The sequence below is a fragment of the Bradyrhizobium hipponense genome (assembly GCF_008123965.1).
Lineage (GTDB): Bacteria > Pseudomonadota > Alphaproteobacteria > Rhizobiales > Xanthobacteraceae > Bradyrhizobium > Bradyrhizobium hipponense.
On record NZ_VSTH01000049.1, the window covers coordinates 1 to 12546 of the forward strand.

General features: G+C 64.9%; 8 protein-coding genes and 1 pseudogene. 2 read left to right on the top strand and 7 right to left on the bottom strand.

The annotated features are described in order from the left end of the window. Nucleotides 1–49: 49 nt before the first annotated feature. A pseudogene (locus FXV83_RS14830) lies at nt 50–1426 on the top strand (ComEC/Rec2 family competence protein); the annotation flags it as partial. 9 nt (nt 1427–1435) lie between these two features. Here FXV83_RS14830 and FXV83_RS14835 read toward each other — a convergent pair. The 6 genes from FXV83_RS14835 to FXV83_RS14870 form a co-directional block, all read right to left on the bottom strand. Next, nucleotides 1436–2377, bottom strand: coding sequence for a GAF domain-containing protein (locus FXV83_RS14835; RefSeq protein ID WP_148740131.1), 942 nt, complete (start codon nt 2375–2377; stop codon nt 1436–1438). A 220-nt stretch (nt 2378–2597) separates the two neighbouring features. Beyond that, complete coding sequence (locus FXV83_RS42680; RefSeq protein ID WP_187435911.1) at nt 2598–3032, bottom strand: hypothetical protein; 435 nt, start codon at nt 3030–3032, stop codon at nt 2598–2600. A 576-nt stretch (nt 3033–3608) separates the two neighbouring features. Further along, nucleotides 3609–4310 carry a transcriptional repressor LexA gene (gene lexA / locus FXV83_RS14850; protein WP_148740133.1) on the bottom strand — a complete coding sequence of 234 codons (702 nt, stop codon included), beginning with the start codon at nt 4308–4310 and terminating at the stop codon, nt 3609–3611. A gap of 175 nt (nt 4311–4485) precedes the next feature. After that, nucleotides 4486–5697, bottom strand: coding sequence for a molybdopterin molybdotransferase MoeA (locus tag FXV83_RS14855; protein ID WP_148740135.1), 1212 nt, complete (start codon nt 5695–5697; stop codon nt 4486–4488). 563 nt (nt 5698–6260) lie between these two features. Further along, the gene (locus FXV83_RS14865) at nt 6261–6884 is read right to left on the bottom strand and encodes an HAD family hydrolase (protein ID WP_148740139.1); all 624 of its coding nucleotides are present in this window, start codon (nt 6882–6884) and stop codon (nt 6261–6263) included. Nucleotides 6885–6898: 14 nt separating this feature from the next. After that, on the bottom strand, nt 6899–8026 hold the full coding sequence (locus tag FXV83_RS14870; RefSeq protein ID WP_148740141.1) for an alpha-hydroxy acid oxidase: 1128 nt from the start codon (nt 8024–8026) through the stop codon (nt 6899–6901). Between the two features lie 298 nt (nt 8027–8324). On the opposite strand from FXV83_RS14870, the gene FXV83_RS14875 reads away from it, so the two are divergent. Next, a complete protein-coding gene (locus FXV83_RS14875) occupies nt 8325–9659 on the top strand; it encodes a S41 family peptidase (RefSeq protein ID WP_148740143.1) in 1335 nt (444 codons plus the stop codon). Between the two features lie 60 nt (nt 9660–9719). Here FXV83_RS14875 and FXV83_RS14880 read toward each other — a convergent pair whose 3' ends face one another. Beyond that, entirely contained in the window at nt 9720–12437 is a 2718-nt protein-coding gene (locus tag FXV83_RS14880; RefSeq protein ID WP_148740144.1) for a bifunctional diguanylate cyclase/phosphodiesterase, read from the bottom strand. Nucleotides 12438–12546 lie beyond the last annotated feature (109 nt).

Below are 12546 nucleotides of genomic sequence, written 5' to 3' on the forward strand. Positions count from 1 at the left end.
AGCGTTCTTCACGGACGACTACTTACGTCATAAAATCTTTTCTTGACCGATCTCCGGCTATCACATGGCGGTCGTCGCCGGCGTCGTCTTCTTCGCAGTGCGCGCGCTGCTGGCCTTGATCCCGGGACTGGCTGTCGGCTTCGCCATCAAGAAATGGTCTGCAGCCGCGGCGCTGGTCGCGGCCGCGTTTTATCTGCTGCTGTCGGGTGCGGAGGTTGCCACCCAACGATCGTTCTTCATGACGGCGGTGGTGCTGATCGCGGTGATGGTCGACCGCCGCGCCATTACCTTCCGCACGCTCGCGGTGGCCGCCCTGATCGTGCTCGCGGTGGCGCCAGAGGCACTTGTTCACCCCAGTTTCCAGATGTCGTTTGCGGCAACGCTCGGGCTGGTGGCGCTGGTGCAGGTCGGGATGCCGAACCTGTTCGCTTCGCCCGATCATTCCGCGACCGCGCGGATCGCAATGTGGGGCGGCCGCGAGATCGCGATGCTGTTCCTGGCCTCGCTGATTGCGGGGCTTGCGACCACGCCCTATGCCGCCTTCCACTTCCACCGCGTCACGCCGTTCGGCGTGCTCGCCAATCTCGGCGCAATGCCGGTCGTGTCGGCGCTGGTGATGCCCGCGGGGCTGTTGGGCTTGCTGGCGGCGCCGTTCGGGCTCGACGGCGTGTTCTGGTGGCTGATGGGAATCGGCATCGACTGGATGGTCGCGGTCTCTCGCTGGGTGGCGTCGCTGCCGGGCGCGGTCGGCCGCATCCCGGCTTTCGGCATCGCGCCGCTGGTCGCGGCAAGCCTCGGGATCATCCTGATGGGCCTGTTGCGTACGCCCCTGCGCTGGTCCGGCGCGCTGGTGCTGCTGGCTTCGATCGCCTGGGGACTCTCTGCCCGGCAGCCCGATGTCCTGATTGCCGGTGACGGCCAGAGCATTGCGGTGCGGGGCAGGGACGGGCAGATGCATCTGATCAAGACGAGCAAGGACGCCTTTCTGCTCAAGGAATGGCTCGCGGCCGACGCCGATTCTCGCAACGCCGGCAACGCCGCACTCAGCGATGGCGTGTCGTGCGACGAGTTGGGCTGCGTGACGCCGCTCGCCGACGGGCGCCTGGTTGCGCTAGCGCTGCGCGTCGACGCGCTGGCTGATGATTGCAGCCGCGCCGCGCTGGTGGTCGCCGCTCGGCCTGTGCCGCCGGATTGCGCGGCGATGGTGGTCGATCGGCAACGCCTCACCGCACAGGGCGCGCTGGCGCTGACGCAGCGCGGCGACGGCTTTGCGATTCAAGCGGTGAGGGCGCGAGGCACGAGCCGCCCATGGTCGCCGGCCGTCGCAGGCGAGGGTGATTTTGACACGAGCCTTGCGCCGAAGACGGCTGCGCCCCGCAGCAAGGACGCAACACCATCGGAGGCCGACCTGCAGGCCGAGGATTGAGCGGAACGGCTAAAGATACCAGGCCAACAGGGCTTCGAGTCCAGCATTGCCGATGACCGGCAGCGCCACCATCCGGCTCAGCCCCGATATGCGAGCTTCCGAAGCCGCGATCGAGGTGTCATGCGAGAGATCGTCGTTGAGCGCGGGCATGCCGGTTGCCCAGGCTCCGCCGATGCTGCCTTCGCCTCTGACGATGGATTTCGTCGCATAGAGCGCGGCAAGGTCGGTCTGCGCACTGCAATCGCCGGCCCGAAAGACCAGCGCCGAACGGGCCGCGTCCGGCACCCAGATCTCGAAGCGCCGCGCAATCGGCGTGGCCTGTGCGGAAAGGAATGTCAGGACCCAGGTGTGGTCGGCGCCGGTCCGGTAGGGCACGCCGACGCCCAGGTTGATCCCGACCTTGGCGGCGTCCTCCCAGCGCAGGAAGCTTTTGGCATCGTGCAGGTCCTTGATGATCAGCGGTGCGCCCGCTTTCCAGGTGCGTCCGGGCAGGCCGAAGCCGCGTGGAAATTTGGTGTGGCGCGAGTTGAACTCGAACATGTCCGCGGCGCCATAATAGCCGTCGACGAGCCCCATCTCGTGGGAGACGTCCGGATCGTTGTGCCAGAGCTCGATCGCGCCGACATGCGCCTCGTCGTCGCCGCAGAACAGCACCATGACGGCTTGCAAAAATTCGCCGGCAAACACCGGCACCGCCACGCCGCAGGTCAGCCCCGCCGCGATGGCCTGATCGGTCCGCTTGAAATAGGAGTTGGCGAATTTGGTGAGGATCACGGGGTGGCCGCTGGACCAGGCCTTGCCTGGTAGGCCCTCGTCATATCCGAAGCGCAAGTTTTCGCTTACGGCCCTGAACGCGCACAGGCCTTCGCTGTAGAGGCCGCCGCCGAATTCCAGCCGCATGCGCGTCTGGTCAGGCACCCAGAGTTCAACGACGCGAATGAAGGTCTTCATCGAGCGTGCCCGCCGCCTCAAGCTGCATCAGCATCGGCCATTTGGCCGCGGAGCGGGCGTTCAAAATTCAGGCAGGGCGGCCCAAACTTCGTGCGACGTGTACGGGCGGCAGAGGCCGCCCATCTGAATTCGAGGGCCGCAAAACACTCCCTTTCGCCGGCCTCGGCCGGCGATGGCAATTTCAATCCTGGCCTCGACCTTGCGGCCGGGGATGGCAGTGTCAGCCGATCGGCAAACGGGTGACGGTCGGCTGCCTGTCAGCGATGATCTGCGGCTTGTGCTCGCGTTCGCCGACCGGCTGGCTCACCGGCAGTTGCAGCACGGTTGCGCGCTGGCCTTCGACGAGTTGCGTGACCAACACGTATTTGCCGTCGGGAAATTCGATCGCGTCGTGGTGGCGATCGGGAATGTGCGAGTCGATCTTGCCGAACTTTCCGACGCGCGAGTTGACGGTGCGCGTCCAGATCCAGCGATTGTCGTAGCGGACGTTGTCGGCGAAGGCGAGCTCCGTTCCCGGCAGCAGGCAGACCGCGACGGAGAGATCGGCTTCGGAGGCGAAGCCGCGCGTCGAGGTGCCGCGGAAGGTTGTCGTGACGATCGTCTCGCCGACTTCGGCCGGGCGCGTCGCGACGGCATGCAGGCTGTAGTCACACATCGGGTGCTCCTCATTCGAAGATAGCAACCCGCGCCTCTTCTGAGGCGCAGGCCTCTATCAGAGTAGAAAGTACATAAGCATCTGCTCGGTTGTAGGCAAATCTGCGGCTCGCCGACGCAGGCTGCGATCACATTATCTTTCCCGGTTCAGTAGGAACAAAGCCTGTGTCCGTGAATTTTGCGCGCACTCGCACGTCAGCGGCCCGCCGGTGCAGACCAGCCGGAATACGGCCAATTCGGCTGCGACGTTTGTTGGACCGCGTTGCGGGCATTGCGGAATTGCGCGCTGACCGCGGTCTACTTGCGGGCATGATGACGCGGATGCGCGGCGAAGGCTTATGACGTAGCGCCCGCCATCAACGCGGTCGTGAGCATACTCAGAATGATCTTGGACTGATCTTGCGCATGGTTATCTCCTCGGTCTCACAAGGCCGCGAAGCGATGAGTGCTTCGTGCGGCGTGCCGAGGATGTAGCGCTGCAGGGGTGGCCGGATCATCTGTGCAGAACCAGAAGACCATCCAGCCGGAGCGGACAATCCGTCCGCTCCAATGGGTAGCGCGTGAGCGTCGGGTACGCTCAGTATTTCCGGTACAGCCCGATCAGCTTGCCCTGAATCTTAACCCGGTTCGGCGGCAGGATGCGCACCTCATAGGCCGCGTTGGCGGGCTCGAGCGCGATCGAGGCGCCACGGCGGCGGAAGCGCTTCAGCGTTGCTTCCTCCTCGTCGATCAGCGCCACGACGATGTCGCCGGTATCGGCAGCCTCGTTGCGCTGGATCAGCGCCATGTCGCCGTCGAGGATGCCAGCCTCGACCATCGAATCGCCGCGCACTTCGAGCGCGTAATGTTCGCCCGGACCGAGCATGTCAGGCGGTACGTTGATGGTGTGGCTGCGGGTCTGCAACGCCTCGATCGGCGTACCGGCCGCGATGCGGCCCATCACCGGCACGGCAACGGGGCGCTCACCGTCGTCCGCAGACGCGCTGGAGCTCGCGCGCACCTTGCCGAGATTGCCTTCGATGACGCTCGGCGTGAAACCGCGGCGGGTGCCGGCGGCGGCCTGGAGCTCGGGCAGCTTGATCACCTCGATGGCACGGGCGCGGTTGGGCAGACGCCGGATGAACCCGCGCTCCTCGAGCGCGGTGATCAGGCGATGGATACCTGACTTCGAGCGCAGATCGAGCGCGTCCTTCATCTCGTCGAAAGAGGGCGGCACGCCGCTTTCCTTCAAACGTTCGCTGATGAACCGCAGAAGCTCGTATTGTTTGCGCGTTAACATCTCGACCAAATCCCCCGGTTGATGTCGTTCGATTCCGAGACGGCGAATTCAGCGGCGAGCCGCTAGATGCTCGAAACAAATCATGAACGGACACTATATGTTCGATATGTGTTCCGCAACTGCTTAATTTACCGTGAACGCGACAAAGTTATGGAAACGCGTGCGGTCGGCGCGTTCAAGCCGGCAGCCGCAGCACCTCGCAAGGCGTGCCCGCCTCTGCCTTCGGCGCGAACGGCGCGCGCACGAGAAGTGCCTGCGCCGCAGCCAGATTCGCAAGCAGCGAAGAATCCTGATGGTTGACGGGAAGGGCGACGAGCGCGCCGTCCTCCCGCACCTCCAGACGCGCGCGAAGATAATCCTCGCGCGCATCGTTGGAACCGACATTGCGGCCGAGCACGGCGCGCTCGCGGCGGTGATGAATCACTGAGCCGCCAGATAGCGCGCGAATCAGCGGAACCAGGAACAGGAACGCGCAAACGTAGGATGACACGGGATTGCCGGGCAGGCCGATCACGCGCATCGCGCCGAGCCGTCCGTGCATCATCGGCTTGCCCGGCCGCATCGCGATCTTCCAGAAAGCCATGGAGATGCCCTCGGCCTCCAGCGCCGGCTTGACCAGGTCGTGGTCGCCGACAGATGCGCCGCCGGTCGTGATCAGGATGTCTGCGCCGCTGTCGCGGGCGCGGCGGATGCCGCAGGTGGTGGCGTCCAGGGTATCCGCGGCAATTCCAAGGTCGATGGTTTCAGCGCCTTCGCTGCGCGCCAGCGCGTGCAGGGCGAAGCCGTTGGAATAGACGATCTGTCCGGGGCCGGGTGCGGTTCCCGGCATCACCAGCTCGTCGCCGGTCGCGAGAATCGCAATCTTCGGACGGCGGCGGACCGGAAGGGAGGGGTGATTCATGCCGGCGGCGAGCGCCAGATCTCGTTCGGTGAGGCGGGTGCCCGTCCGCAGAAGCACGTCGCCCTCGCGAAAATCGACGCCGGCGGGGCGGATGTGGCGCCCCACGATTGCGGATTCCTTGATCGTGATGCGCTTGCCGTCCGCGACCGTATCCTCCTGGATCACGACGGCATCAGCGCCATCGGGAACGACGCCGCCGGTGAAGATTCGCACCGCTTCGCCCGCCCCGATAGTTCCCGCAAACGGGCGCCCCGCGGCGACCTCGCCGATCAGGTGGAGTTCTGCCTCGATCTTTGCCGCATCGGCTGCCCGCACGGCGTATCCGTCCATCGCCGACATCGCCTGCGGCGGCTGCGTACGCCGCGCCGCGACGTCGCGCGCGAGCACGCGATGGAAGGCATCGGCGAGAGGGATCACCTCTTCGGCCAGAGGCTCTGTCCCCGCCAGCACCGCTGCGAGCGCGTCAGAAACCGGCATCAAGGCCACGGGGAAAACTCCTGCAGGGCACGGTCGGACGAAGAACGGCGAAGTTCTAGCCGAGCACGAGCGCAGAGGCAAAACGACGGCGAGGCAGGATGAATCATCCTGCCTGACTTTGCTCGGTAAGAGTAGGCGTCAGGTCCGGTGCGGCATGATCCAGATGACGAGAACGACGGGGACCAGCGTGGCCATGGCAAGGACGAGAACGACCAGAGCCACGGCCAGCATCGATCAACTCGCTGTAGGCCCGTTGGAATGGACGTCAGGAGCTTGGAGACCCTGATCCTTGTCGGGCAGCGGATCCGCCTGAGACTTCAGATCGGCGGCCTTACTGATCAGCTTGGCCGAGAGCTCCGAGTCCGAGGTGGTTCTGGCGAATTCAAGAAGGAGAGAGGCCTGCTTGGTAAGGTAGGTCTTGCCCAACACGATGATGCGTCCGTCCGTAGAAGTACTGACGGAGTGAAGAGTCCGGAACCGAGGCTTCCGTTCCCGGAACTCTGTATAAAATTGCGCAAAATGATTTGGTTCCTCGTTTCGGGCAATTTGGTTCCGGGGAACCGGGTTCCCGATCAGATCCCCAAGGCCCTGAGCGCCTCTCCGACGTCGCCGGGCGACATGACGTGGACCGCGGTCAATCCGCATGCCCGCGCTCCCTCGACGTTTTCGGCGAGATCATCGAAGAACACGATGCGCTTTGCCGGCACGCCGATCGCAGCCACGACATGGTCGAAGGCTTCGGCATCCGGTTTGCGCAGGCCGATGCTGGACGACAGGTAGACCTCGCGGAAATGGCCGAGCAGATCGGCATATTCCTTCGAGAAATAGTCGACATGCGGACGGTTGGTGTTGGAGAAGGCGTAGAGCGGCATCTGCCTGGCCGCGCGCGGCAACAGCTCCGCGATATCGGGCATCTCTCCTGCGAAGATCGCGTTCCAGCCCTCTAGGAACTGTGCGTCCGAAATGCCGATTCCGAGCGAAGCGCGCAGCGAGGCGAAATACTCCGCATCGCTGATCCTGCCGACCTCGTGCAACCGGTAGGCCTCGTCACGCACATAGCGCGCGACGATGGTCTCCGGCTGGCAGCCGGCATGTCCAGCCCAGCAGGCGATCGCCTTGGAGAAATCGATGTCGAGCACGACGCGCCCGAGATCGAACAGAAGCGCATCCGCGCTGCCGGGAGAGAGTGGGGTCATTGCATCCTTTCAGGTCAGTAGCGATACGGCTCGACGTCGAACAGCGGGAACGCGCTGAACACGCTCGGTGCATTGGTGGCGGCCGCCGGGTGCAGGCAGGACTTGTTGATCTCGGCGAACGAGGTGGCCCCCAACAGGCCGAGGCAGCGTAGCACCTCATCCTCCAGCAGCTCCAGCATCCGCGTCACGCCGGCTTCACCGGCTGCGGCAAGTGCCCAGCATTGCAGCCGGCCGATGCCGACGAGGTCGGCGCCCGCCGCGACCGCCTTGACAATGTCGGTGCCACGACAGAAGCCGCCGTCGACCATGATCCTGGCGCGGCCCTTCACGGCCTCGACGATCTCGGGCAGCACATGCATGGCGCCGCGGCCGTGATCGAGCTGGCGGCCGCCATGGTTGGAGACATAAATCCACTCGCCGCCATGATCGACCGCGATCTGCGCGTCCTCGGCGGTCGCGATGCCCTTGAGGATCAGCGGAATCTTGAACTTGTCCTTGATCATCTTCACGGTCCGCCACTCCAGCCCCTTCTGGAAGTCGCCGCCGGTGGCACGCAGCCGGCTCTCGCGAACGTAACGCTTGGCGATGTCGCGTTCACGACGGCTGTAATGGGCGGTGTCGACGGTCAGGCAGAAGCCGGCGTAGCTGTGCTTCACGGCGCGGCTGACGACATCCGCGACGAAGTCGTCGTCGCCGCGGACATAGAGCTGGAACAAGCGCAGCGCATCGGGCGCGGCTTCGGCGGTGTTCTCGAGGCCGGGCTCGGAGACCGAACTCAGCATGTGCGCTGCCCCGAAGGCGCCGGCGCCGCGCGCCACGCTGGCAGCGCCTTGGGGATCGAAGATTTCGAGCGCGCCGACAGGGGCCAGCACCACCGGAAGGCGCAGCTTGCGGCCGAACTGCTCGACGGAGCCGTCGACCTTGCGGACGTCGCGCAGCACGCGCGGCCGGAAGGCGATCTCGTCCAGCGCCATGCGGTTGCGGCGCATCGTGGTTTCGGTCTCGGCGGCCCCGACGATATAGTCCCAGGCGTTCTGGTTGAGGTTGGAGCGCGCCTTCCGAATGAGTTCGTGCAGGTTCTGGAACGGCTCGTTGCTGGAGCCGAGTTCGACGTTCCGTTGCGGCCGGAGCGCTTCGTTCATTGTTGTCCTCCCGAGAATTTGAAGCCTTATGCCATCGCCTATCCCGTCCGGCGCTCCAAAACTATCCTAAAATCGCATGGCTGCGAGGCGTGGGCCGGCCAGCCAATTACGGCGTGCGCGAGGCGGTCCTCGAACGTTGCCAAAAGTTTAGGTCGGGGCGAAGGGATTTTTGCGGCGTACCCGCCGGGCGGGCCGCCCGGCCTTGAAGAAACCGGAATGGTATTGTGAGAAACGGGCTGGATCGCCATTTGGCTCCCAAGCTCCAAGAGAACCGCTAAGCAAAAAGGCCAGCCCACCCATGCGGAAAAACCTGCTGTTCCCACTGGGCGCGCTCACCGGAGCGTGTCTGACCCTCCTCGTATCCGGTCCGCATGGCGGGCTCTGGGCGGCACGGGCGGCGGTGAGCGCGAACGACGCCTATTCACAGCTCAATTTGTTCGGTGAAGTGTTCGAGCGCGTGAAAGCGACCTATGTCGAGAAACCCGACAATTCCAAGCTGATCGAAGGCGCGATTACGGGCATGGTGACCTCGCTCGATCCGCATTCGCGCTACATGAACGACAAGGCCTGGACCGAGATGCAGGAGACCACCTCCGGCGAATTCGGCGGGCTCGGCATCGAAGTCACCATGGAGGAGGGCCTGGTCAAGGTCGTTTCGCCGATCGACGACACGCCGGCGTCCAAGGCCGGCATCCTGTCGGGCGACTTGATCAGCAAGATCGACGGTGACGCCGTACAGGGCATGACGCTCGAACAGGCCGTCAACAAGATGAAGGGGCCGGTCGATACCAAGACCAAGCTCACCATCGTGCGCAAGGGCGCCGATGCCCCGCTCGACATCGCCATCACGCGCGAGATCATCCACGTGCGCCCGGTGCGCTTTCACGTCGAGAACGGCGACATCGGCTATATCCGCGTCACCTCGTTCAACGAGCAGACCACCGACGGTCTGAAGAAGGCGATCGCGGCGATCTCCAAGGAGGTCCCGCCGGAGAAGCTCGCGGGCTACGTGATGGATCTGCGGAACAATCCGGGCGGTCTGCTCGACCAGGCGGTGTCGGTGTCGAGTGCGTTCCTGCAGCGTGGCGAGGTCGTGTCGACGCGCGGCCGCAATCCGGAAGAGACCCAGCGCTTCACCGCGCATGGCGGCGATCTCATCAAGGGCAAGCCGCTGATCGTGCTGGTCAACGGCGGTTCGGCCTCGGCCTCCGAAATCGTGGCCGGCGCGCTGCACGACCACAAGCGTGCGACGCTGATCGGCACGCGTTCGTTCGGCAAGGGCTCGGTGCAGACCATCATTCCGCTCGGTGCGGGCAGTGGCGCGCTGGCGCTGACCACGGCGCGATACTACACGCCATCGGGCCGCTCGATCCAGGCCCAGGGCATCGCGCCCGACATCGAGATCCTCCAGGACGTGCCGGCCGAACTCAAGGGCCGCGTCGACACCATGGGCGAAGCCTCGATGCGCGGTCATCTTTCGGCTGCCGACGGCAGCGAGCAGACAGGCTCGCAGTCCTACGTCCCGCCGGAAGAAAAGGACGACAAGGCCCTGCATGCAGCCTACGACTTCCTGCACGGCGTCACCGTGAATGCCGCGGCCGCAAAGCCGGCGCCGAAGGCACTGCCGAACTGACGACCCCGGAAACGTCGCCCGTGGAAGGCCACCCTCGGGCGCAAGGCTCGGCCGAAGAACCTAGCCTGCCTCGCGGCGGAGCTCGGTGTCGCCGCGCTGGGCAAGTTGGCTGCGATGGGTCGCGAACAGCTCCAGCACCTTGTCGGCTGGCTTGGCCGCGCTGAACAGATAGCCCTGCATCTCCGAGCAGCCGAGCGCGCGCAACAGGCGCTGCTGCTCCTCGGTCTCGACGCCTTCGGCCGTGGTGGTCATGCGGCGGGCGCTGGCGAGGTTGACCACTGCCTGCACGATGCTGGCGGAGCCGTCGGGGCCGGCGATGTCGTTGACGAAGCAGCGGTCGATCTTGATCTTGTCGAACGGGAAGCGGTGCAGATAGCTCAGCGACGAGTAGCCGGTACCGAAATCGTCGAGCGCGATGCGCACGCCGATCGCGCGGAGCTGATGCAGGATCGCCAGCGCGGTATCGTCGTCGCGGATCAGGACCGCCTCGGTGATCTCGAGCTCGAGCCGGCTTGCCGGAAAATTGGAGGCGGCGAGCGCCGCCACGATCTTCAGCGCCAGCGTGCCGCTCTTGAACTGCACCGGCGAGATGTTGACGGCGAGGCGGATGTCGTCGGGCCAGTTCGCGGCGTCCCGGCAGGCGGTGGCCAGTACCCATTCGCCGATCTCGTTGATCAGGCCCGTGTCTTCCGCGATCGGGATGAACTCGGCCGGCGAAACCGTGCCGCGCTCGGGATGGCGCCAGCGTACCAGTGCCTCGCAGCCGGTGATGCGATCGTCCTTCAGGCTGAGGCAGGGCTGATAGTAGACTTCGAGGCCGCCATGGGCGATGGCGTAGCGCAGGTCGGTCTCAAGCTGCCGCCGCTCGCGGACCTTGGCGTCCATCTCCGGTTCGAAGAAGCGATAGGTGCGCCGTCCGGCGGCCTTGGCGGCATACATCGCCATGTCAGCGTTCTTCAGGATCTGGTCCAGCGCTGGCCCGTGTCGCGGCGCCAGCGCGATGCCGATGCTGGCGTCGGTGGTGAGATGATGGCCCATGCAGTCGAACGGGGTGCGGATGGCTTCGAAGACCCGCGCGACCAGGTCGGTGACCTGATCGGCAGACGTCACCGGGCTCTGCACGATGGCGAACTCGTCGCCGCCGAGCCGCGCCACGAAATCCGTCGGGCCGGCACAGCGGTTGAGGCTCGACGCAATTGACTTCAGGAGCTCGTCGCCGACGAGATGCCCCAAGGCGTCATTGACGCCCTTGAATTCGTCGATGTCGATGTAGTGCACCGCGAGCTCCTCGCCGTGGACGGTGCCCGCCAGCGCCCCGCGCAGATGCTCGTGGAACATGGTGCGGTTGGGCAGGTCGGTGAGCGCGTCGTAATGGGCGAGGTGGGTGATGCGCTCCTCGGTGCGCCGCCGCTCGGTGATGTCCTCGTGCGTCGCCACCCAGCCGCCGTCGGCGAGCGGTTCGTTGGCGATCTGGATGGAGCGGCCGTCGGCGGTATCGACCACCATGGAATTGCGCACATGGACGTCGCGCAGCACGCGCGCGACATACTGGTCGACGTTGCCGGTGAACGAGCCGGTCGCCTTGCGATGCGCGATGATGTCGTGGAAGCTGCAACCAGGCTTCACGATTTCGGCCGACAGGCTGTACATCTCGACGTAGCGCTGGTTGCATACGACGAGCCGCCGCGAGGCGTCGAACAGCAGCAGGCCCTGCGTCATATTGTTGACGGCGCGGTCGAGGCGCTGCTTCTCCAGCGTCAGCCGTTTCCGGGAGGCGCGGTGTTGCTCGAGCAGCTTGCGCACGATCGCGATCAGCACGCCAGCGATGGCGAGCGCGGATGCGCCGGCGACCGAGATCAAAATGCCGATCTGCTCGCGCCAGTCGGTTAGCGCGGCCGCGCGCGTCGTGGTGGCCATCATCAGGATCGGGAAGTGGGGCAGGGCCCGCGCAGAAATCAGTCGGTCGTCGCCGTCGACTGGACTGATGAAGCGCCCGGCGAAGTGATCGAGCCCGAAGACCCTCTGCTGCTCGAACCCTCCGGTCTTGAAGTTCCGCCCCATCAATTCATCCGTGTGGGGATAGCGGGCGAGAAGCGTGCCGTCCCGATGCAACATCGAGATCGTGGCGCCTTCGGCGAGCACGGCGGACTCGAAGAACTTCTCGAAATTGGCCGGCTCGATGCCGCGCCCGACGACGCCCAGGAACTCGCCGTTCGGTCCGACGATCTTGCGGACGATGAGGATGGTCCAGGCGCCGGAGATGCGGCTGTACAGCGGCTCGATCAGGACATCGGGTGAATGGGGATCGTATCGGAAGGTACGGAAATAAGCGCGATCGGCAACGTTGACCTTGGGTGCCGGCCATGCCGTCGACGAATTGATCAAATTGCCGTCGGCATCGATGATGTTGACGCCGCCAATGTAGGGCAACGCCTCGATCTTCGAGCGCAGCATCCCGTGAACGTCCTGGCCGGAGAGACCCTTGCGATAGTCCTCCGCGCTCGCAATGCCGGTCGCGCGCACGTAGTCGAAGAAGTCCCTTTGGATGACGGCGAAATCCTGCAATTGCTGATCGAAATGATGGGCGAGCAGCAACACGGTGTTATCGAGCTCGCGGCCCGAATTGCGTAGCGCACGCTCGCGGAAATTCTGCGCCATCAGCGTCGCGCCGACGGCGATCGCGGCGATCAGGAATATCCCGCCCACGACCAGCCAGCGGATTGGTCCGCTGCGCACGAGCGCGGCCTGGTCGAAGAGGCGACTGCAGAATTTCGTCATTGGTTTCGATCGCTGTCGTGCACACGCCAGGGTCAATCCTTGAGCCCGGAAACATCCGTTGGTTTAGGGGAACGGTATGGAGGCGAAGTTAGGAAGAGCGGTTAATTCA